The following is a 25,824-nucleotide window of genomic DNA, read 5'->3' on the forward strand; positions in this document are numbered from 1 at the left end:
GAGTCCTGAGTGCTGAGTAAATTAAGAAGTACTCACTACTTTTGAACTTGGGTTTTTGCCCCACCCGCAAGTGGCGTGGAATCTTTTCTTTTCAGCAGAAGGTTGATACCCCACCCGCAAGTAGCGTGGTCTTTTTACTCAGCACTCAGCACTTTTTACTCAGCACTCTTCATTCGCAACCGCAACCTGCTACTCCCAGCCAGCAGTAGTGGACTCTATTTCTGCGGTGTTGTAATAGCATCATGATCGGGCAGGATGGTTTCTACGTCACGCAAAGTACGGAAAGCATATCCACTTAAGCCAATAAGTAACATACCTAGTGAAGAGATAACGTACAAAACTGCCATACCCGAACCTTTTGCCGTGCCGAATATCCAGCCCAATATAGGTGCAAGACTACCATCTGGCATCATTGCGGGTTCAAAAATGTAGTCGGCTAGTGGGCCAGCTATCAAGTAAGCAACTGCTGAAGCAACCACCGTTACAACCTTTAAGGTCGCAAAAACACGTCCCTGGATTTGAGGATTAACCTTGGCTAGCCAAATAGCGTCACAGGAACTGCCAAGTATGGGAAAATTCAGAGATGAACAGAATTGGGCTGGAATCCAAATCAATGGTGTCTTAGCTATACCAAAGACAATTTTGCCCAAACTAACACCTATGATACCAAGTAGCACCCCATCTATACGACGCTTAAAACTACCCCAGCTATTGATGAGCAATACCCCAACTATTCCACCAATTCCGGCTGCTGAGGCTAAAGTGCCTAACACCTTAGTGTCATTGCCAGTCAGCGCTAGAACCATCGGTGAATAGATTGAGAGTCCAAAGTCATAGGCAAATGTAAATATAAATGCTAGCATTAGCATCGCAAGCAAACTTGGACGTACAGCAATGTAATGCCAACCAAAGTAAATCTCCTGCTTCCAATTAGTGAAAGTTTGAGTGTTTACTGTTGTCATACTATGTTGTGGTATATGTACTCCTAAAACTGTGGTGACAGCGAATAGAAAAGTCACAATATCGATAATTAATATACCAACAAGACCAATAACTGAGTAGAGTATGCCTGCCAGTGTTGGCGCGATGATACTAGAACCGTAATCAGCTAAAAATCTCAGACTGCTAACACGACTGTAGTGCTGCTTGGGCATCATCGTAGATATGGTTGTTGAGTAAGCCAGTTCTTGAATTACCTCAAAAATACCTCGGATAGCGACAGCTACGTATAAATGCCATAATTGCAGATGATTAGTTAAATAAAGTAGTAAGACTGCGATCGCTAACATCCCACTCACTGTATCCCCAACGATCATCAGATATTTACGGTTCCAACGATCTACAATCAACCCAGCTATAGGAGCAATCAACATTTGTGGTAGTTGTGCAAACAAACCAAACAACGTTATTGCTGTAACCTGATGTGTTAGTTCCCATACCCAGATAGTGAATGCGAAGCCAGTCATCCCACTACCAATAAGAGAAACGGTTTGACCAAGCCAAATAAAAATGAAGATACGCACTTGTATGAGTTTTAGATTATAGGTTTGTGGTGGTTGGCAGTCAATGCGCTTTGCGCGAGACTGGGTATTAGGTATCAACTAGAAGTTTTTTCCTAGTAGCTAGCATCCAGTGGCCTTTTTCGGTCTATTAAGTTTGACGCTTCTTTGATAGTTCTATTACCTGATTGTGGCGGACAGATTTTTCCTGGTAGCGATGTTGGTACATGACGAAGCCACTTATAAATAAAATCAAGGGTGACAGTCCGACAAACACGTAGAGAATGCGGGTAGATAAACCACCAAATGTACCGTAGTGTAAGGGAGTAAAAGAGTTGATGACGCGATCGCCCAACGGCATTTTTAGAGCATTATCAACTCGCAAAATATCACCACTGTACTGGTCGAGATAAACATTACTGTTAGCGTCATATGAACTTTCCGGCGGTAGCTTCATGTTAATTCGTAGAGCCTCTTCTGGTTTACTAGGAAAATAAATGCTTTTGGTAACAGCACCAGGTAAGGCAGCATCGGCAATTTTCAGTTGTTCTGTCAATCCTAAGGTTGATTTACTAGGAATTGGCTTGGATACTGGCTCGGATGGTTTTGAGGTGAATGTGACAGCGTAAATTATCGGCTCAGTCAAATCATTGAAGTTCCAGCAAAAGCCCGTAAAGCCAGTAAAAAATAAAAAGACCACAGTGATAATGCCAGCAACTTTGTGAATGTCAAAGTTCACCCGCTTGGGATGAGCATCAAGCTTGATTTTGAAGCCTGCAATCAATCTGCGCCAACCAGGCCAGAGAACTAAACCTGTGATGGTAAGTATACACATTAGAAAAGCAGCAATACCAACAATTGCAGTTCCGATTTCGCCTGCCATCAAGCTGTAGTGCAAATTAAGTATTAGACCAATTAGGGTTTTATCCGATATCCGCTCACCGATAATTTTGCCTGTATAAGGGTTGACAAAAACCTCTTTCCTTTCCACATCAGTTGATGACAACTGCCCCACGTAAGGAGAAGAAGGAGTATCTGGCAAATAAATCCGAAAAAGATGGAAATCACCTCGCGCAGGATACTTCGCCTCAATTGTATTTACTACAGACTCTGGAGATAACTGCACCTGTTGGGGAGTAATGTGTCCATACTGTTGACTAATCAGAAAGTGGTCAAAATCTTGCTCGAACACTAACAAGCTACCTGTTAACCCAACGACAATTAGCAATAGTCCAACAAAAAAACCGATATATCTGTGCAGGTAAAAAATGATAAAGCGTAGTTTTTTCCGATTCATAATCGCCACCAAAGTAACTTGGATTTTTACCCCTCTCAATCTTCCCGATGGATTGGGGGGAAGAATTAGACTCCCTCCCCAATCCATCGTTAAAAAGTAAAAAGATAATCCCCATAAATAAATTTAGTTGCTCTCCAACGATTCCTTCTTTTCTTTCTTTTGCCTTGTTTTGTGAGGGTTAGGGTGGAATCAAAACTGTACGGAAATCGTTGCCAGAACAGTCAAGGGATCTCCGGGACGCAGAAAGTAACCTTGAGAATAGTAATACGTAGTGTCAAAAAGATTCTTGATGTTGAGACCAAATCGCCAATTTTCCTTTTTATAGAAAATGGAGGCATCAGTTCTGACGTAGGAAGGAATTACAACTCCATCGTTTGGTAGATTGGCTTCGACATCGCCGACAAAAAACAGTCCTCCACCAAATCCCAATCCTTTGAAGGAACCACTTTGAATTTCATAGCTTGTCCAGAAGCTAGCAGTATTCCTTGGCACCCCAACCAATCTGTCACCCACAGGTAGGTTATTATCCTCGCTGACATAGGTATCGTTATGGGCAAAGGATGCAATTACATTCCACCCAGGTAAAATTCGCCCAGAAATATCGAATTCAATACCTTGACTCTTGACTTCTCCAGCTGCAATTGAGTAATCAGTATTATTTGGATCGGTTGTAGCTACGTTAGTTTTTGTAATCTCGTATGCTGCAAGTGTTGCCGCAAGCTTACCATCAAATAACTCGGTTTTAATTCCGGCTTCATACTGAGTTCCACGAGCAGGTTTTAATGCCTCTAGGCTAGCTGTTCTGGTGTTGTTGGGTACAAAAGACTCGCTATAACTGGCGTATAGGGAGATTGGTTTTATAGGTTGGTAAACCAGTCCTAGACGGGGTGAAAAAGCTTCATCGTAAAAGTTATTTGCAGAAAGCAGTGCACCGTTGTTATTCGAGTCTGTGGTTCTGTCGTTATAGCTGACAAAATCATATCTTCCACCAACCAGTAGCTTCAAATTAGAAAGTAATGTCACCTGATCTTGCAAGTAAATACCTACAGTATCGGTATTATATCCTGTTTGCTGATTTGTATCGACGAAACTAGTTGGCAGTGGCGCACCATATACTGGATTGAAAAGATTAATCCCAGGAGCGGCAGTGCGAAGGTAACCGTAAAAAGTGGTTTGCCAACCTAACTCTAAACCCAGGAGCAGCTGATGATTAATGGAACCAGTTTTGAACTTGCTGATTAATTCATTTTGCAGATCAAATGTTTGACTGGAACCAGCACCTCCAGCAAGCGTTCGCGATACTGTCTGACCACCCGCTTCAAGTGAGTCTGGTCGGACAACGTTATTATTATCAGAAGTACTAAGATATGCTGAAAAGGCACTACGCAGCCGTAAATTTTCACTGAAGGTATGATCTAAAGTCAAGTAAAATCCATTAGAGTCAACATTGTATTTATCGGCGCTTGGTTCTCCTAAAAAACGACTGATGGGAACTTGAAAAGATTCACGAACAGGTAGCAAACCATCATAAAATGTTCGATTTTGAGCAGTATGCTCATATTCCAAAGTCAGGTTTGTATTATCGCTGATCTTATAGGACAATACCGGCGATATTGACAAATATTGCCCGTGAACAAAATCTATAAAACTCCCAAAATTTTCATAGCCAACATTCAAGCGATACAACAAGTTTTTGTCAGGGGTAAGTGGTCCAGAAATATCGATTGAGGATTTGTAATCACTGTAACTTCCCAGTGTAAATTCACTTGCATAATAGGGAGTTGCAAGGGGTTGTTTGGTGACATAATTGACCACACCACCTGGTTCAAACTGACCATATAGCACTGAAGCCGGACCTTTGAGAACTTCAACTCGTTCAATGCTGTTAGGATCGATGTAGTTATCTCCAGCTTGGAAACCATTTCTCAGGTTATTGTATGTTAAAAATCCCCGGATGATATAGTTATCTGTGCCAGCACCGTAACCACCAATTAGTGAGACACCACTGACATTACGTGCAACATCGCTAATCCGGGTGATTTGCTGATCCTTGATAACTTGTTGGGGAATAACTTGAATTGATTGGGGAATGTCACGTTGAGGAGTATCAGTTTTAGTCGCAGTTGTGCTATCTGGTACACTATATCCATCTTGTTCACCCGTTACGACCAACTCAATCGGTTCATCACCCGAAGCTGATGGTTGAGTTAGCTGTGTTTGATTTCCTGGCTTTTGTTGTTCAGGAGTTGGTTGGCTTTGCGGTTGTTGCGCGGACGATGCTGGAATAGCCACAGAGAAGATAAGACCCTCATTCGGACTATCAAACAACTCGACTGTTGGTACACTCCCCTCACCAATTACTGTCACTCGAATAGTATTGGCATCAAAGTTAGTAACTGTTATCTCAGTTACACCCGCAATTGGTTTTTCAGAGCGGAATGTGAATGCTTCGCCACTTGATAAGCGCAGTTGAGCATTGGGAATATCAGTGATGAAATTGCTACCAGCACTGCGATTGACTAGCTGTAATTGTTCCCCTTTGGTTGTTTGTAAAATAATCTCCAGACCTTTGGCAGTGGGATTTCCCTTAACTGAGGTAACTTGCACAACTTCAGTTTGTGGGCTGTTTGGTGATGTTGGCGACTGTACTAACAAGGAGGCGTTCTTGGCTGGATGTTCTATCTGACTTACTCCTGCATTTTTGGCAGGATGCACTAGCTCACTGATTCGCTGAATCTCTTTGATTGGTTCGACAGTGAATGGTTGATTGGAATTAGCATCTGTTGGAGTTGACTTGGGATGCTTTGATACACCTATCCCTACTTCTTCACTTCTAGCAGCAGTTGCGATCAACACAGTCAAAGAGCTTGTTAACAACAGGTAGGGAAGCAATTTTTTCAGTTTCATTCCAATTCAGATCCTCACGGTCTACTAGTACCCTTAGGGCTTAATAGAAAAATTTTTCATTTCAAATCTGAAATTAAACTATTTTAGCCATAAAGTAAAGTGATAATATTTCCCAATATATTTGACAGTTATTATCAAAGCTTTTCAGTCTCTTAAAGCCACAAGACAGTTAGTCTCTTGAGCAGATGTACTTAAATTGATACAACTATGAGACAAGTACCGCTAGAGAAAATATCCTCCTAATCAATATTTGAAAGACTTTAAAATACTTTTATAAATAACTGCATGTATATTTTTATACATATAATTATTTATAATGAATACACCGGATTTCATCTGAATTGAATACAAGAGTAGTCAGGGCTAATACAATTTGCGGCTACACAAACTAAGTCCGAGGAGGCGGACTTAGGGCAAATCAAGGTTTTGAAAACCAGTAAAGCCTCGTGTAGACGCGGTTTAAACTGCTTTTTAACGTTAAATTGAACTACCTTGTCCCTGTGATGATCTGTATTCTGCCCGGTTAAAAACTGCTCTAACTTGCTGCGATCGCTGACCAAAAATCAGCTTAATCTACCCAAAATAGGATTATTTAAAAAACTAATGTTTGTTTATAAATAAATAAGTATTCCATATCAATAACTAGTTGCATAAAGGGATGCTCTCCTCTAAAGTAATTAGAGTAATTGAAAAAGGCTCTCAATAAAAGTGCTAAAAGTTTATTGAGTTGAGATTTGCAATAGCGTCTAGTATTTCGCTAAGGACTCCCTTGTTTAGGTTCTCCTAAAAGAGGTAAAAAGCCTTAGCTAGTAGAAAGTCGGAATGTGAAATGCGATCGATATCCGCGTTCTCATTTTGGCAGGATACAAGTTGAATGTGTCGCAGCAGTGTTTAAGCAAGAGTGCATCTAGTTCTGGAAAGTCAAATGGCTATACAAATCAAGGACTTCAAGGAAATTAACCGTAACTGTTTCACTGTTGTTGATCTTCTGCATCAAAGAAGCTTGACACAGCCAGATACAATTGCTTTCACCTTCCTTGAAGATGGAGAAACCCAACAATCAACACTGACTTATCAACAACTCCATCGGCACTCTTGTGCGATCGCATCTCAGCTCCAAGCTTTAAACTTAAATGGAGAACGAGCCTTATTACTTTATCCACCTGGACTAGATTACTTAACTGCTTTTTTTGGTTGTCTATACGCTGGAGTTGTTGCAGTTCCGGCCTATCCACCTCGCAATCAACGCAAAACACCCAGGATAAGCGCTATTACTACAGATGCACAACCTAGCATTGCTCTGACGACAACAGCGATGCTCCCCACATTACAATCCATATTTGCACAAGGAACAAACCTAGAAAGTCTCCACTGGTTGACTACAGACGATATAGTTCCAGGTGTAGAAGATGCTTGGCAACCAGCTAAAATCAATCCAGATACCTTAGCTTTTCTGCAATATACATCTGGTTCTACAGGGACACCAAAGGGAGTCATGCTTAGTCACGGCAATTTGCTCCACAACGCTGCTATGACTTACCAAATTATGGAACATTCTCCTAGTAGTAAATTTGTTTCTTGGCTACCTGTCTACCATGATATGGGATTGATTGGTGGCATTTTGCAACCTTTGTATGGTGGATTTCCTTGCATCTTCATGTCCCCAACAGCTTTTTTACAACGACCTTATCGCTGGTTGCAGGCAATTTCTCGCTACAGAGGTACTACTAGCGGTAGTCCTAACTTTGCTTATGAATTGTGCATTCAAAAGATTACTCCTGAACAAAAAGAAACCCTTGATTTAAGTAGTTGGAGTGTTGCGTTTAATGGTGCTGAACCCATTCGGCAGGATACTTTAGAACGGTTTGCAGAAGACTTTGCAGAGTGTGGCTTTCGCCCTGAAGCATTTTACCCGTGTTATGGGATGGCAGAAGCAACCCTGATGATTTCTGGTGGTATCAAGAAAGCTTTGCCTGCTTGCAAAACAGTTGTAAAATCTGCACTTTCCAGAAACCGTATTGTTGAAGCAAATACTGATAGTGAAGATATTCAAAGTTTTGTCAGTTGTGGTCAAACTTTACCACAACAACAAATTGCGATCGCAAACCCAGAGACTCTTAAATGTTGTCAACCTGACGAAGTTGGAGAAATTTGGGTATCAGGCTCTAGCGTTGGGCAAGGTTATTGGCATCAGCCACAAGAGACGGAGCAAATATTTCACGCCTACCTCCAAGACACCAAAGTTAGCACAGCATCAGGGCCATTTCTACGTACTGGTGACTTAGGCTTTTTGCACAATGGAGAACTCTTCATTACAGGTCGAGCCAAAGATTTAATTATCATCAGAGGTCGTAATCTCTACCCACAAGACATCGAACTAACTACAGAACGCAGCCATTCATCATTGCGGTTAAGTAGCTGTGCAGCTTTTGCAGTAGAAGTTGCTCATGAAGAACGGCTAATAGTAGTGCAGGAATTGGAGTTTCGTGCCAAACCAAATTTTGAAGAAGTTACTGCCGCAATTCGTCAGGCGGTTACAGAAGTACATGAGGTGCAAGTATATGCAGTAATCTTAATCAAAGCAGGTAGTATTCCCAAAACTTCTAGCGGCAAAATTCAACGCCGTGCAACAAAAGCAAATTTTTTGGCAGACAAACTGGAAGTTATCAGCCAGAATATTCTCGATAGTGCAGATCAACTTGAGAAGGAGACGAATCTGAGCCGTGAAGCAATTATGGCAACAGCACCAGAAGCACGCCTATCATTGCTGATATCTTACTTACAAAAACAAATTGCTCAGATACTAAAAGTTGCAGTATCCCAAGTGAAGCCAGAGCAACCACTAAATAGCTTGGGACTCGATTCATTAATAGTCTTCGATCTAAAAAATCGAATTCAGGTAGACTTTGGGGTAGTAATATCCGTCGAAGATTTTTTCCAAGATGCTAGTGTCGTTCTGCTGGCAATGCAAATCCTTCCTCAATTAACAACTACAAAACCCTCAGAGCCACCACTAAAGCCCATTCCTCGCAATCAAGAACTACCCCTATGTCTGTCCCAAGAGCGCTTGTGGTTCCTTAACCAGTTAGAAGCTCATAACCCCTTCTACAATGTTCCCATTGCAGTGTGTTTAACTGGGAACCTTCATCGGGCAACATTAGAACAAAGTCTTAACGAAGTCGTGCAGCGTCACGAAGCCTTGCGAACTAGCTTTTCATCTGTCAAAGGGCGACCAATTCAGGTGATTAGCCCAAATGTTAAGTTGACACTACCAGTTTTGGAATTACCAGAAGCAAGTGTAGCTGAGGCTTTGCGCGTCGCCACCGAGTTCGCGCAAAAACCCTTTGATTTATCACAGCCGCCACTGCTACGAGTTCAACTTCTGTATCTAAAACCAGAGGAGCATATATTGCTCTTGACCATGCACCATATTATTGCGGATGGTTGGTCTATTGGTATTCTGATTCAAGAACTAGCAGAGATTTACCAAGCTATTTCTCATGGCTTACCCTCACCACTTCTTGAACTTCCCATCCAGTACGCAGATTTTGCTGATTGGCAGAGAAAATGGCTGCAAGGAGAGATTCTTCATACCCAACTTGATTACTGGAAACAGCAGTTGAGCGGTAATTTATCGGTACTGCAACTGACTACAGACAGACCCCGGCCAGCTATACAAACCTTCACTGGGAAAAAGCAATTTCTAGCATTTCCTAAAGCTCTAAGTGAGGCAGTAAAAGAATTAAATCAGCGAGAGGGTGTCACTCAGTTTATGACACTCATCGCAGTATTTAAGACGTTGTTGTACTGTTATACAAATCAACAGGAAATCTTAGTTGGTTCGCCTGTCGCAGGTCGCACCAGAGCAGAAACTCAAGGGCTAATAGGGTTTTTTATCAATACCTTGGTGCTGCGTACCAACCTATCGGGTAATCCAAGTTTTCGAGCGTTGTTAGCGCGAGTACGCGAAGTGGCTTTGGGCGCTTACGCTCATCAAGAATTGCCCTTTGAAAAGTTAGTAGAAGAATTACACCCAGAGCGGGATTTAAGCTACAATCCGCTTTTCCAAGTAATGTTTATTCTGCAAAATGCTCCCATTCCATCTATAGAGCTTCCAGAGCTAACTCTGCACCCCCTAGAGGTTGATAGCGGCACATCTAAGTTTGATTTGAAATTCAGTATTTGGGAAAGCTCAGAAGGTTTTAACGGCTCATTGGAGTACAAAACAGAGTTGTTTGATGCCAAGACTATTGAACGAATGATTAAGGATTTTGAAATCATGCTATGGAATGTTGTTAAACAACCAGAAACCAGATTGAATCAGTTAGCTGAAATTCTTATTGCATCTGATAAAGAGCAACAGGAAATTAAAGAAAAAAAACTGGGATATACCTCATTAGAAAAGCTTAAAATTACTAAGCGTAAGTCTATTTATAGAGCATAAATCAGCCAAAAGATAATTTTAAAAATATTGGAGTAGTGTTAATGAATTTAATCCAACTGTTCAAGAATTTACTTCGGAAGTTCAAAAAATTAATTTACCGCAATAATTTAATAAAATTGTCGTCTCTATATAACGATGCTAAATGGGGTGAGACTCATCGATTCGCTCAACATTACCAAAAACATTTCGCTCCCTTGAGGCTGAAAAAACTAAAGATACTTGAGATTGGTATAGGGGGTTATGATGACCCAAAAGCTGGAGGAGATTCCTTAAGAATGTGGAGAAGCTATTTCCCAAATAGTATGATTTATGGTATCGATATCGTAGATAAAAAGTCATTAGAGTCCAATCGTATTCAAATATTTCAAGGTAGTCAAGAGGATAAAAGTTTTCTAGAGGAAGTTATAAATAAAACAGGAAAGATGGATATTATAATTGTTGATGGTAGCTCAGTTAATGAACATCGCATAAAAACATTTAATATTCTCTTTCCGCTACTTAAAGATGATGGTATTTATGTCGAAGAAAATACTCATATATCTTATTGGCCAAGCTTGGGGGAGAAATGGTCAAGCCTCAGTGAAAAAAGTGTTTTTTTGTCGAATCATGTGAACGTTGGTGGCAGTATTGATTTAAATGCATCTCACACCATAATGGCTATGTACAAAAGACTAGTTGACGGGTTAAACTATCAAGAGTTTTTGAATCCTGGCTACTCTCCATCTTATTTTGACAAACATATTATTTCTATGCATTTTCACCATAACTTAGTAATTACTTATAAAGGAAATAATAATGAAGGTAGTAACATTATTGAGAATAATACATTACACCCGTTCGTTTTAGAAGCACTTGGTGTAAATTCATTAGAAGAGCTAGGTATAAAGTTACCTGAAGTTGATTTACCAAGTAAGCAAGGAATTGATTTAACTACCAATATTCACAACCAATAGTAATGGGTAAATAATCAGGATTATAAAAGACAAACTATGGAAATTTCAGAATACTCAAAAATAAGTCTCAACTCATTAAGGGGGGTCAGACGGCAAGGTGTCAATGTTTCGCCAGCCGAATTGATTAAAGCAGTACCTTTAGTGGCAGGAAATTCTCTTCCTTTGCTTATCCAACCCACTGTAGATGGAGTGAATTTAGTTGCTTGGGCGGCGAGTAATCGGCAGTTGATTACAAATCATCTGTTTAAGCATGGGGGAATCCTGTTTCGGAACTTCCAGGTGAAGGACTACTTGGAATTTGAGCAGTTTATCAAAACTGTGACTGGAGAGTTGCTTGAATATTGCGATCGCTCTTCACCACGGAGTCCAATCCAAGGTAATATTTATACTTCAACTGACTATCCTGCCAACTCCAATATTTTTCTGCACAGCGAACTTTCTTACGCCAAAACCTGGCCTTTAAAGATTTTCTTTTTTTGTATTCAGCCTGCACAACAAGGAGGAGAAACACCAATTGCAGACACTCGCAAATTGTTGCAACGGATTGATGGTAAGATTTGCGATCGCTTCAGCCAAAAAGGAGTCATGTACGTTCGTAACTTTGGCGACGGCTTTGGCTTACCTTGGCAAACAGTTTTTCAAACAACCAATCCAGCCGAGGTAGAAGCATTTTCTCGTAGCAATAGCATTGAGTTCGAGTGGAAAGAGGGTAATCGCTTGAGAACCCGTCAAGTTCGTCAGGCGGTTGCTACACACCCACAAACAAATGAACTAGTGTGGTTTAATCACGCTGCCTTCTTTCATATCTCAACTTTGGAAGCAAGCATCCGCGAACTATTATTAGCAGAGTTTCCAGAACAAGACCTGCCCCATAATACTTATTACGGTGATGGCTCAACAATTGAACCTGCTGTACTAGATGAAATTCGCGCTGCCTACCAAGAAGAAATGGTTATTTTTCCTTGGCAAGCTGGGGATATTTTAATGCTCGATAATATGCTCACAGCACATGGAAGAATGCCATTTTTAGGTGCGCGAAAGGTCGTAGTAGGAATGGCTGAAGAATTTAGTAATTAATATCATGTCCGCCAAATTACCCATAATAAAAGAACCCCTCCCCGCAGGCGGGGAGGGGAGCTAAAGCGCAGCTTTGGCGGGGTGGGGTTCCGGGTATTATGCTTAATTACCCGGACATCATATAAGATATTTAGTGCCAATTACGGATAATCACAATGCTAGAGGAAATGCAAGGTTTTCGACTCTCACCCCAGCAAAAACATCTGTGGCAATTACAAGAAATTGACAACCTTCCCTATCGTTCTCAGTGTGCTATTTTGATTGAGGGAAATTTAGATGTCAATATCTTAAAATTAGTCTTAGAAAAAATTGTCAATCGCTATGAAATTCTCCGTACCAACTTTCATTCTTTACCTGGAATGACTATTCCATTTCAGGTAATTGGGAAGCAGGAGATCAATTTGGATAGGACTTACGATTTGAGCAGATTGACACCTCAAGAGCAAGAAGACTCGCTGACAGCATTATTTGATCAAGTCAGTCAACAGCCTTTTGACTTGGTACAGGATTCTCTTTTGCAGCTATCTTTAGTGACTTTAGCGGCATCCAAATATGTATTAATTTTGAGCTTACCAGCGCTTTGTGCAGATAATGCGACACTGAAAATTTTGGTGCAAGAAATTAGTCAGTCTTATGCAGCTTGGTTGCAGGGGGAAGAACTAGAGAACGAACCATTGCAATATGCAGACCTGGCTGAATGGCAAAATGAATTGTTGGAAGGAGCAGAGACAGAAGCCGGTAGAGACTATTGGCAAAAACAAGATATTTCGTTGGACTTGCAAGGATTAAAACTTCCTTTTGGAAAACAGTCTGCTGAGGAATTAGTATTTAAACCGCAAACGCAAAGTTTTGCGATCGCTTCTGAATTAATAAAACAAATTGACATTATAATTCAACCTGAAAAAACTTCAACGCTTGAGTTTTTACTAGCTTGCTGGCAGGTGTTAAATTGGCGTTTAACCAAGCAAGAAAATCTCACAATAGGTATGACTTTCGCAGGGAGAAAATATCAAGAATTAGAAACAGTGATTGGGCTATGTGCTAAAAACTTACCGTTACCTATTAATATAGAAACAACATCTAAAATCAAAGAAATTATATATAAAAATAACGAAGTAATTCAGCAATTAGATAAATTACAAGATTATTTTAATTGGGAACAAATAGCAGGGTTAAGACCAAATACGTTACACTTCTTCCCGCTTTGCTTTGAATTTGAGGAACAGCCAGCTAAATATATAGGTGCTGATGTATCGTTTACCATTTATCAGCAGTATGCCTGTATTGAGCGGTTCACATTAAAGCTTTATTGCCTGCGTCAAGATGATGCATTAACAGCAGCATTGCACTACGACTCTAGTGTATTCCAGGCAGAAGACATTAAACGCTTGATAGAGCAATTTCAGACTTTGTTGAGTAGTGCGATCGCTAATCCAGATGCGACAATCAGTGAGTTAGAGATTCTCAGTCAAATTGAGAGATACCAACTGCTATACGAGGTGAATAATAATCAGCGCGATTATCCACAAACTAAGTGTATTCACCAACTCTTTGAAGAACAGGTACAAAAAACACCTGATAATATTGCCGTTGTCTTTGAAGACCAACAACTTACCTATGCACAGTTGAACAGAAAAGTCAATCAACTAGCTCACTATTTGCAGCAACAAGGAGTTAACGCGGAAGTTGTAGTTGGACTTTGCACAGAGCGATCGCTAGAAATGATGATTGGATTATTAGGAATCCTCAAAGCTGGTGGTGCATACCTACCGCTAGATCCAACTTTGCCACAGGGAAGTCTGAACTTACGCTTGCAAGAGATTCAGGCAGATATCATCTTGACCCAACAGTGCTGGCTAGATATTTTGCCTACAGATGCAGCCAAGGTAATTTGTTTAGACACAGACTGGGAAGTTATTGCTCAAAACCAAGATGAGAATCTCAGCAGTGAAGTGACACTTGAGAATCTAGTCTATGTATTGTTCACCTCTGGTTCTACAGGTAAACCGAAGGGAGTTGCGATCGCACATCAACAACTTCTGAATTACGTCAATGCCATTATAGATAGATTGAACCTGCCAGCAGGTATCAACTTCGCCACTGTTTCCACCTTGGCTGCGGACTTGGGTAATACCGTTATCTTTCCTGCTCTTTGTACAGGAGGATGTCTGCATTTGATATCATATCAGCGTGCTACTGACTCAGCAGCCTTGGCAGAATACTGTCGCAAACATCCTATCGATTGTCTTAAAATTGTTCCCTCTCACCTAGCCTCTCTTTTGGCATCTTCTTGGGCTAAGTTAATCTTACCCCGTCAGCGATTGATCCTCGGTGGTGAGGTTGCTAGTTGGCAGCTGATCGAGCAAATTCAGCACCATACCCCAGATTGCCTAATCTTCAATCACTACGGACCGACAGAAGCTTGTGTAGGTGTATGTACCCTAGAGATTGTGCCTGGGCAAGTGGAGCGTCATTTGGCAGCAACAGTCCCCCTCGGTCGGTCAATTGCTAATACCCAAGTATATATCCTAGAAGAAGACCACAATCTAGCTCCCATAGGAGTCAAGGGCGAAATCTATATCGGTGGTGCAGGTCTGGCTCGATGCTATCTCAATCAGCCTGACCAAACAGCTTTGAAGTTTATTCCCCATCCCTACAATGACGTACCGGGAGCGCGACTTTACAAAACTGGTGACTTAGGTCGTTATCTGTCAAACGGCACGATTGAATTTCTTGGTCGCATCGACAACCAAGTTAAAATTCGGGGCTTCCGCATCGAACTGGGCGAAATTGAAGCCGTATTAAATCAGCATCCTCATGTACGGGAGGTTGTAGTTTTAGCAAGAGAATCAGAGTCTGGGCAGAAATATCTGGCAGCTTTTGTTGTACCTTCCGAAGAATCCCCTTGTTGTATCAATGAACTGCGTGGCTATATTCGGGAGAAACTGCCTGAGTATATGCTACCTTCAACCTTTGTCATCCTCAAGGCATTACCACTAACTGCCAACGGTAAGGTAGACCGTCAGGCGTTGCTAGAACTTAAGCCCGTGCGCCCTGAAACCAGTTTGGCAACTCCTCGCACGCCAGTTGAAGAAGTACTAGCGGGAATTTGGATTGAGCTGCTTGGTATCGAGCGTGTAGGCATCCACAATAACTTTTTTGATTTGGGAGGACATTCGTTACTAGCTACACAAGTTGTTTCCCAAGTGCGCGAAGCCTTCCAAGTAGAGATGCGGTTACGTAGTTTATTTGAAAGACCTACAATAGCCGGACTTGCGGAACTGATTGAAACGGCAATGAGGAGGGAGGAGAAATTAGAAATTTCACCAATTGAGCGCGTTCCGAGGAACGAAGCATTGCCTTTATCCTTTGCCCAGCAAAGATTGTGGTTCCTTGACCAATTAGATCCGAGCAATCCTTTTTACAACATTTCCAGTGCAATTCTACTCAAAGGCTCACTCAATGTCCCAATTCTAGAGCAGAGCTTTCAGGAAATTGTGCAACGCCATGAAGCTTTGCGAACTAGCTTTGTCAACGTCAATGGGGAACCAGTGCAAGTTATTGCGCCAGCAGTCAACATCACCTTGCCAGTGGTGGATCTTCAGAAGCTATCTTCAGAGGAACGAGAGGCGGAGGCTCGACGACTGACTAATTTGCACGCACAGCATTCTTTTGACTTGACCCAAAGTCCATTGCTACAAACCACCCTCTTGCAACTGGCAGAGGATGAGCATATTTTGCTGTTCACCATCCACCACATTGTTGCTGATGCTTGGTCAGCAGGGGTGCTGATTAGGGAAGTGGCTGCCCTCTATGAATCATTCTCTACTGGCAAATTTTCACCACTGCCCGATTTGCCCATTCAATATGCAGACTTTACCATTTGGCAGCGAGAGTGGCTGCAAACAGAAGTACGTTCTTCTCAGATGGCTTACTGGAAACAGCAGTTAGGTGGGGATTTACCAGTGCTGCAACTCCCAAGCGAGCGATCGCGGCCACCTATCCAAACCTTTAAAGGCAAAAAGCAGTCGTGGACTCTCTCCCCGGCTCTCTCCCAGGCGCTCAAGTCAATTTCGCAACGGGAAGCCGTCACTCTGTTCATGACAATGCTTGCAGCGTTCAAAACCTTGCTGTATCGCTATACAAGTCAAACCGATATCCTCGTCGGTTCTCCGATCGCCAACCGCAACCGCAGTCAGATAGAAGGACTAATCGGCTTTTTTGTCAATACTCTTGTTTTACGTACCGACTTATCAGGGAATCCGAGTTTTAGAGAATTGCTGCGGCGAATTCGGGAAGTAACACTGGATGCTTATACTCACCAAGATTTGCCCTTTGAGCAGCTAGTAGCAGAGTTGCAACCAGACCGCAATCTCGGACACACGCCGCTATTTCAAGTGATGTTTGTGTTGCAGAATGCTCCAATGGAAACACTGAAGCTTTCAGGATTGAGTCTCAGTCCGGTGGAAGTAGACACTGAAATAGCCAGGTTTGATTTAACTTTGTCGCTGACCGATACTACACAAGGATTAATCGGGATGTTCGAGTACAACACCGATTTATTTGACTCAGATGCGATCGCCAGGATGCAAGGGCATTTCCAAACCTTGCTGGAAGGAATTGTTGCCAATCCAGACCAGCAGCTATCAGACTTGCCAATTTTGACGCAGGTCGAAAAACAGCAACTACTAGTAGATTGGAACGATTCACAAACTGATTATCCCCAAGTTTGTATCCACCAGCTATTTGAGGCGCAAGTAGAACGAACACCAGATGCTATAGCAGTAGTTTTTGAAGACCAGCAACTTACCTACCAGCAGCTAAATAGCCGTGCAAATCAGCTAGCACACCATTTACAAACATTGGGTGTAGGAAAAGAAACCCTAGTAGGAATTTGCACAGAGCGGTCGCTCTTAATGGTCATTGGGATATTGGCAATTCTGAAAGCTGGCGGTGCTTACGTCCCGCTAGATCCAACCTATCCAAAAGAACGGTTAGGCTATATGTTGGCAGATGCTCAAATCTCGGTGCTATTAACCCAAAAACATCTATTAGAAACATTACTTGTATATAGGGGACAGACTCTATGTTTAGACCAAGACGAAAATTTATTCATCACGCAAAGCACAGCTAATCCAAGTAGTAAAGCCACATCTGAAAACTTAGCTTATGTAATTTACACTTCCGGTTCCACAGGTCAACCCAAAGGTGTGTTAATCAACCATAGTAATGTTGTATGTCTGTTTGCGGCGGTGCAGCCTTGGTACAACTTTCATCAACAGGATGTTTGGACTCTGTTTCATTCCTATGCCTTTGACTTCTCTGTTTGGGAAATTTGGGGTGCTTTGCTTTATGGTGGGCGGCTTGTTATTGTTCCTTACTGTGTCAGTAGATCACCAGAAGCATTTTATGAATTATTGTTCAAAGAGCAAGTTACAGTTTTAAATCAAACTCCCTCAGGGTTTCGCCAACTTATTCAAGTAGAAGAATCTGCTAATAAGACTCAAAATTTAAATCTGCGTCTAGTTATTTTTGGTGGTGAAGCTTTAGACATCCAAAGTTTGCAACCTTGGTTTGCGCGTCATGGAGATAAATCGCCCCAACTGGTGAATATGTACGGGATTACAGAAACAACCGTCCATGTTACCTATAGACCATTAACTGTAGCTGATTTGCAAACAACAGGCAGTATGATTGGTAGACCAATTCCTGATTTACAAGTCTATCTGTTAGATAAAAATCAGCAATTAGTACCTATTGGCGTTCCTGGTGAAATGTACATTGGTGGCGCTGGTGTAGCTCGTGGTTATCTTTGCCCAGATACAACTCAAGAACGGTTTATTGTTCATCCTTTTAGCAATCAACTCAACACCCGACTTTATAAGTCTGGTGATTTAGCCCGGTATCTACCCAATGGTGACATTGAATACTTAGGACGCATTGATCATCAGGTAAAAGTTCGGGGCTTCCGCATTGAGATTGGAGAAATTGAAGCAGCAATTCATCAACACTTAGAAATAAAAGAAGCTGTAATTATAGTCAGAGAAGATATACCAGATGACAAACGCCTAGTAGCTTATGTCGTTTCCCAGTCCACAGAAATTTCTGTAGTGGAATTACGTAAGTTCTTAAAATCTAAATTGCCAAGTTACATGATACCAAGCGCCTTTGTAGTGTTAGAGGAAATTCCTCTCACACCTAATGGCAAAATCGACCGTCGCGCCTTACCAGCACCTGATACAATAGAGCAGTCAGAAGAAAATACTTTCCTAAGTTTGACTCCAACTCAAGAAATGCTTGCTGGCATTTGGGCAGATATTTTGGGTATCAAACAAGTTGGTATTGACGACAATTTCTTTGAACTAGGTGGACATTCTTTATTAGCAACTAAAGTTATTTCTCGCATTGGTAAAACCCTGGGAGTGGATATCCCGCTTCAGCATCTATTTGAATTTCCCACCATCACAGAACTAGCTAAAAATATTCAAGAAGCCAGTCATCAGGGTTTTTCTGCTATTACACGTGTTCCCCGTGATGGGAATTTACCTCTATCCTTCGCCCAAGCTAGATTATGGTTACTCGAACAACTTAACCCTGATAGCAGTATTTACAATATGCCCGCAGCAGTTCGCTTTGTGGGTGAGTTGAATATAAAGGCCTTAGAGGAAAGCATTAACGAAATTATCTGTCGTCACGAAGTCTTGCGGACTAACTTTGTTTTAGCAGACGGGCAACCTTTACAGGTAATTGTTCCTCAAGTGCAGCTAAAAATACCGATAGTAGACTTACAGGAATTGTCGGAAGTTGAACGAGAAGCAGAAATTCAGCGTTTGAGTGTTGAGGAATTTCAATGCCCCTTTGATTTTACCCAAGCACCCTTACTCAGATGCACACTCTTGCAACTGGGCGAACAAGAACACATCTTACTGTTTACTATTCACCATATCGTTTTTGATGGCTGGTCAACGGGTGTATTAATTCGGGAGTTAGCAGCACTTTATACCACCTTTGCTGCGGGAGAAGCCTCTCCTTTACCAAAATTACCCATCCAGTATGCAGACTTTGCAGTTTGGCAACGTCAATATTTGCAAGGTGAAAGGTTAGAAGCTTTACTCACCTACTGGAAGCAGCAATTAGCAAACCTACCTGTATTGCAACTACCGACAACCCGTCCCCGTGCAGAAGTGAAAACTAACCGGGGTGCTAGTCATAGTTTTATGATACCTGCGTCAGTGGTGCAAGAAGTGCGATCGCTTGCCCAGCAAGAAAATGTAACCTTATTTATGACACTGCTGGCAAGCTTTAAAATTTTACTGCAACGCTATAGCAGCCAAGATGATATTGTTGTCGGTACTGATGTTGCCAACCGCAACCAAGCAGAAATTGAACCATTAATTGGCTTCTTCATTAATTTATTAGTTCTACGCACTGACTTAAGTGATACCCCCACTTTCCGAGAGTTATTGCAACGTGTTCGTACCCAGACATTATCAGCTTACACTCATCAAGATTTACCCTTTGATGAATTAGTTAGAGAATTACAACCTGAGCGAAATTTAAATAACACAATTCCCTTATTTCAGGTATTATTTGTCCTGCAAAATACACCGATAACAGCTTTAAAATTACCAGGGATCACCTTAAATTTACTAGAATTAGAAACCAGAAATTCCAGATTCGATTTAGCCTTATTTCTCACAGAAACCGAGCAAGGCATAGCAGGTAAATGGCAATATAACGCTGATTTATTTGCCGCAGATACTATTACTATGCTTACAAATCATTGGCAAACATTAATCAATAGTATTATTAGCCAACCTCAAAGCCGTATCAATACATTAGAAATGCTTACAGAAGCAGAGAAGGCACAAGAAATTATGCAACAACAGGAGCGTAAAGCCACTAAAAGACAAAAATTCATGAGCATTGCTCCTAAAGCTGTTAGTCTAAGAGCAGAGCAATTAATCAAAACAGACTACCTACAATCAGGACAAAACTTTCCTCTTGTAATTCAAGCAAATACTACAGAACTTGACTCAATATCTTGGTTAGACGATAATCGAGAATATCTGGAAACAGAATTATTAAAACATGGAGCGATTTTATTTAGAGGTTTTAATATAAAATCAGTCTCAGAGTTTGAAAATTTTTCTCAAATAATTTGTTCAAATTTATTCGCTGAATATGGCGACTTACCCCGCGCTACTGAAGGTGGTAAAGTTTATGGTTCCACTCCTTACCCAACAGATAAAGCTATACTTTTCCACAATGAAAGCTCCCATTTGCATTGCTTCCCTTTAAAGATTTGGTTTTATTGTGTTCAACCTGCTACCAAAGGTGGCGAAACCCCAATAGTAGACTGTCGAAAAGCTTATCAACTTCTCAGTCATCAATTACGGGAAAAACTAGCTGCCAAACAGCTAATGTATGTGAGAAATTTTGCTGAAGGTTTAGATGTTAGTTGGCAGAACTTCTTTCAAACCACAGATAAAAAGGAAGTAGAAAATTACTGTCGTCAAGCCAGAATGGAATTTGAATGGTATGATGATAATGGGTTAGTTATTCGGCAAATTCGCCCAGCTTTAGCAGTACATCCTCAAACTGGCGAACCTGTATTTTTTAACCAAATTCAATTACACCATGTCTCCTATTTAGATACAGACGTTAGGGAATCACTGCTATCAATATTTGGAGAGTCAAAGTTACCCCGTAACGTTTACTTTGGTGATGGTACAGCAATTACAGAAGACGAAATTGCCGAAATTAATGCAGTATATCAGCGATCGCAAACTAGCTTCCCCTGGCAACAAGGCGACATTATCATGCTAGACAATATGCTGATTGCTCACGGCAGAAACCCATACACTGGACAGCGTAAAATCGTTGTCACAATGGGAGAAATGATTAATGGTACAGATATCAATACTCCCTAAAAATTAATCCTCTGCGTTTACTCTGGGCTGACTTTGCGCCCCTCTGCGTTTAAAAATCTTTAATCAATATGCAAACTCAAGCAATTAGTGGATTTCAACTTGCACCTCAACAAAAGCGCCTGTGGTATTTACAGCAAAATAGTTCTGCGTTCTGTTCGCAAGCTAGTATTTTGATTAAAGGCAATCTCCAACCAGAAATTCTGCAAAAGGCTATTGGGCAAGTTGTCAATCAACATGAAATCCTGAGGACAAGTTTTTCTCGCTTACCTGGAATCAAAACTCCAGTGATGGTAGTTACAGATACAAGTTCATTTAATTGGGAATATCTAGATTTAAGTGATTACTCTCAGGAAAATATTTCTCCGAAAATTCAAGAATTATTCGGGGAAGCAAGACAGGGATATCAAAATCTATCTCAACATTCACTACTACGTTTATATTTAATCAATCTGTTAGATACTCAGCATATTTTAATTATTTCTATGCCTGCATTATGTGCTGATACTAGAACGATAAAAAATTTAGTTAATCAAATCAACCAAGCTTACCTTCAATGCTGCCAAGGTAAGGCATTTAGCAGAGAATATGTGCAATATGTACAATTTTCAGAATGGCAGAATCAATTACTTGAAGATGAAGATGCAGAGGCAGCTAAAGAATATTGGCAGCAACAAACAATTAGCTCTTTATCAGCATTAAAATTACCAAATGAACAGCAAGTCAAAAATCAGCAATTTGTAACTAATAGTTATCAGTTAGTTATTAAGCAGGAATTATCTAAGCAGATTTTTGATTTTGCTGAAAAGTATGAACAAACGCCTGATATCATCTTACTCGCCTGTTGGCAAATATTAATTTGCCGACTAACAGGAGAGTCAGAAATTGTTATAGGTACAGCAAGCGATCGCCGTGAATATGAAGAACTTCATGATACATTAGGACTGTTAGCAACTTGGCTACCAATTAAAACTAAATTTACGCCTAACTTGTGCTTTACAGAAGTATTAGAATTAGTAGCAAAGACATTAGAAAATGCTGCTGAATGGCAAGATTATTTTGTAATAGAAGCTACAGAAGAAGATAATTTTCTTACTTTCCCTATTGGTTTTGAGTTTGAGCAATTACCGGAAAAATACTCTACTGATGATGTCTCATTTTCCCTTAATAAACTCTATAGCTGTATTGAACCATTCAAAGTTAAACTCAGTTGTACTTCGAGGGATGCCTACGGTGGGCAAAGCCTACGCTCTCTGATTGCCGAATTTCACTACGATGTTAATTATTTCTCGTCTGAGACGATTCAAGGTTTAGCCAGACAGTTTCAGACTTTGTTAAACAGTGCAGTTGTCCAGCCGCAAACTATCATCTCTCGATTAGAGATTCTCACACAAGGCGATCGCCAACAACTTCTCATTGATTTCAGTCAAACACGCAGAGATTACACGCAGCCTAAATGTATTCACCAATTATTTGCAGAACAAGCTGCCAAAACACCAGATCGGATTGCTGTTGTCTATGAAAATGAGCAACTAACCTATGCCCAACTTAACTGCAAAGCCAATCAACTAGCCAACTACCTGCAAACATTGGGAGTAAAGCCAGAAGTTGTAGTTGGGCTATGTGTAGAGCGCTCTTTGGACATGATTATTGGACTACTAGCCATTTTGAAGGCAGGAGGAGCCTATCTACCACTAGACCCGATATTACCAAAAGAAAGCTTGTCCTTCCGATTGCAGGATGCCCAAGCACCAATTTTATTAACACAACATCAATTAGCAGATGCTCTCTTAATTGATGTTGCCCAGGTAGTCTACATAGATACAGATTGGGATACCATTGCTCAATGCCCAGATGTGAATCCCATGAGCAGCACTAAAACTGAGAATCTCGTCTATGTGTTGTTTACATCTGGCTCTACAGGGAAACCAAAAGGTGTTGCTGTTGAGCATCGGCAACTTCTCAATTATGTGCAGGGAATATTAGACAAATTAAAACTGCCAGATGGTGCTAACTTTGCCACGATTTCTACCATTGCAGCAGATTTAGGTAACACCACCATCTTCCCAGCCCTGTGTACAGGGGGATGTCTACACGTAATTTCCCATGAACGGGCAACTAATCCAGAAGCCTTATTAGATTATTGCGATCGCCATCCAATTGACTGTCTCAAAATTGTACCTTCTCATTTAAATGCTCTGTTGACTGCTTCTCAACCAAAAAAGATTTTACCTAGAAGTTACCTAATTCTGGGTGGTGAGCCACTCCCGTGGAACTTAGTTGAAAAACTTCAGCAGTATGCACCAAACTGCCAAATCTTCAACCATTATGGGCCGACAGAAGCCACTGTTGGTGTTCTCACTTATTCGCTCAATGGTGAACCGATTAAAGATCAATCTGAGACAGTGCCTTTAGGTCGCCCACTTAGCAATATTCAAATTTATATTCTTGACCATCATCTACAACCCTTACCAATTGGTGTATCAGGTGAACTGCACATTGGCGGGAATAGTTTGGCACGAGGTTATCTCAACCAAGCAAAACTAACACAACAAAAATTTGTTGACAATCCCTTTAGCCATGAATTGGGGGCACGATTATATCAAACAGGAGATTTAGCTCGTTATCTCCCTGATGGCAACATTGAGTTCTTGGGACGAATTGACCAGCAAGTGAAGATTCGCGGTTTTCGCATTGAACTGGGTGAAGTTGAGTCAGTACTGCAACAACATCCTGTCATTCGGGAAACTGTTGTTTTAGTGCGGGAAGATGAATCAAGTAACAAGCGTTTAATAGCTTATTTTGTCCCGCATCAGCATACATTTGCTGTCACCGAAATTCGGGACTTCCTCAAGCAGAAACTGCCGGATTATATGATTCCCTCGGTCTTTGTGCCACTCAAAAAGCTGCCTTTAACACCTAATGGTAAAGTTGATCGTCAAGCATTGCCAGATCCTGAGCAAGTTAGACCAGAGTTAGCAGAGACATTCGCGCCACCCCGCACTCCTATTGAAGAAACAATTGCCAACATTTGGGCACGGGTGCTGCAACTTGAGCGAGTCGGCATCAATGACAATTTCTTTGAGTTGGGCGGAGATTCAATTATGACTATTCAAATCGCCGCCAGAGCTAACGAGGCTGGTATAGAGCTAACACCCAAGCAGCTATTTGAAAACCCCACTGTCGCTGGACTGACAGCTGTCGCCAATATCTCCCAAACGTCAACGCTAACTCAACAAAACATAGTAACTGGTTCGTTATCTCGGACTTCTATTGACTATTCTTTGTTGAAACAGAAGCTACCTCCTGGGCTACAAACAGAAAACATCGAAGATATTTACGAACTCACACCAATACAAAAAGGAATCCTTTTCCATAGTTTATACAACCCCGAATTGGGACTCTATTTGTTCCAAACGCGGATTACATTGCATGGATCACTTAATGTTGATGCTTTCGAGCAGGCTTGGCAGAAAGTAGTGGAACGGCACACAATCTTACGCACCAGCTTTCATTGGCAAGACCTTGAGCAAGCATTAGAAGTGGTATACAAGCAAGTAAAAGTGCTTTTAAAACAGCAAGACTGGCGGGGTATAGATCCAAAAAAGCAACAACTTCTATTAAAGTCCTTTTTGGCAAGCGATCGCGCTTCCGGCTTTGATTTGTCGCAAGTACCCCTGATGCGCCTGACTTTGTTCCGCTTTGGCGACGAATCTTATGAATTTATTTGGAGCAGACACTTTATCATCGCTGATGGATGGTCAATACCATTGATCTTAAGCGAAGTCGTGCAAATTTATGAAGCGCTTTGTCAGGGTCAAGATGGATACTTAGCACCCAGCACTCCTTTTTGCAACTACGTTGAGTGGCTACAACAGCAAGACTTATCTAAAGCTGAGGTGTTCTGGCGGCACTTACTTAACGGAGTCAAAGCACCTACTCCTCTAATAAACCTATACGTTGATGGCTTATCTAACCAAGAAGAAAAATACGACGATCAACAAATTACGCTATCACCAGAAACAACAACAGCGCTGTATTCTTTTGCACGGCAGCATCGAATAACGCTGAACACAATTGTTCAAGGAGCTTGGGCTTTTCTTCTCAGCCACTATAGCGGTCAGAAAGAAGTAGTTTATGGATGTACAGTTTCTGGTCGTCCACCAAATCTAGCCGGAGCAGAGTCCATTGTGGGGATGTTAGTTAACACCTTACCTGTGCGTGTCAAGGTAGATATTCAGCAGCCTTTGCTAATGTGGCTCAGACAGCTTCAGGTTCAATTACTTGACATGCGTCAGTATGAGTACACTTCTCTGGTAGAAATTCAAGCGTGGAGTGAAGTGCCACGAGGTTTGTATTTATTTGATAGTATCGTCGTCTTTGAAAATCTACCAATACCCGAAGGTTTAAGGGATGGACAAAGAAGTATCCAAGTTCCAGATTCAAGTAACTTTTACAAAATTAACTACCCCCTAACTGTCGTCGTCATTCCTGGTTCTTCTTTGGTAATTGGAATCAATTACGATTTTCATCGTGTTGATATTGCTACGATTAATGGTATTTTGACGCATTTCAAGATATTGCTGCAAAACATGGTAATTAATCCTGATGTATGTCTTAGAGACTTAGAGCTACTTACAGAGCGAGAACAGCAAATTACCTTGATGTTGAAAAAAGAAGCAATATTTGATTTTTTTAATTAAGTACTAACTGTAAG

The 25,824-nt window shown here is 41.2% G+C and carries 8 protein-coding genes; 5 read left to right on the forward strand and 3 right to left on the reverse strand.

Annotation, left to right across the window (positions count from 1 at the left end):
- Positions 1–215: 215 nt before the first annotated feature.
- From V7K15_RS21085 to V7K15_RS21095, 3 genes are all read right to left on the reverse strand, one after another.
- Complete coding sequence (locus V7K15_RS21085) at positions 216–1,523, reverse strand: MFS transporter (protein ID WP_334908409.1); 1,308 nt, start codon at positions 1,521–1,523, stop codon at positions 216–218.
- Positions 1,524–1,650: 127 nt separating this feature from the next.
- The gene (locus V7K15_RS21090) at positions 1,651–2,796 is read right to left on the reverse strand and encodes a PepSY-associated TM helix domain-containing protein (RefSeq protein WP_334908411.1); all 1,146 of its coding nucleotides are present in this window, start codon (positions 2,794–2,796) and stop codon (positions 1,651–1,653) included.
- A 189-nt stretch (positions 2,797–2,985) separates the two neighbouring features.
- Entirely contained in the window at positions 2,986–5,703 is a 2,718-nt protein-coding gene (locus V7K15_RS21095) for a TonB-dependent siderophore receptor (RefSeq protein WP_334908412.1), read from the reverse strand.
- 925 nt (positions 5,704–6,628) lie between these two features.
- Here V7K15_RS21095 and V7K15_RS21100 point away from each other — a divergent pair.
- The 5 genes from V7K15_RS21100 to V7K15_RS21120 all read left to right on the forward strand — a co-directional run bounded on the left by V7K15_RS21100 (position 6,629) and on the right by V7K15_RS21120 (position 25,810).
- Positions 6,629–10,147, forward strand: a complete 3,519-nt coding sequence (locus tag V7K15_RS21100; RefSeq protein ID WP_334908414.1) for a condensation domain-containing protein — start codon at positions 6,629–6,631, stop codon at positions 10,145–10,147.
- A gap of 41 nt (positions 10,148–10,188) precedes the next feature.
- Entirely contained in the window at positions 10,189–11,100 is a 912-nt protein-coding gene (locus V7K15_RS21105) for a hypothetical protein (protein ID WP_334908416.1), read from the forward strand.
- 36 nt (positions 11,101–11,136) lie between these two features.
- Entirely contained in the window at positions 11,137–12,177 is a 1,041-nt protein-coding gene (locus tag V7K15_RS21110; RefSeq protein WP_334908418.1) for a TauD/TfdA family dioxygenase, read from the forward strand.
- Positions 12,178–12,332: 155 nt separating this feature from the next.
- Entirely contained in the window at positions 12,333–21,110 is an 8,778-nt protein-coding gene (locus V7K15_RS21115) for a non-ribosomal peptide synthetase (protein ID WP_334908420.1), read from the forward strand.
- 68 nt (positions 21,111–21,178) lie between these two features.
- On the forward strand, positions 21,179–25,810 hold the full coding sequence (locus tag V7K15_RS21120; RefSeq protein ID WP_334908422.1) for an amino acid adenylation domain-containing protein: 4,632 nt from the start codon (positions 21,179–21,181) through the stop codon (positions 25,808–25,810).
- Positions 25,811–25,824 lie beyond the last annotated feature (14 nt).

It is taken from the genome of Nostoc sp. (assembly GCF_036919815.1).
In the GTDB taxonomy this organism is placed as follows: Bacteria; Cyanobacteriota; Cyanobacteriia; order Cyanobacteriales; family Nostocaceae; genus Nostoc.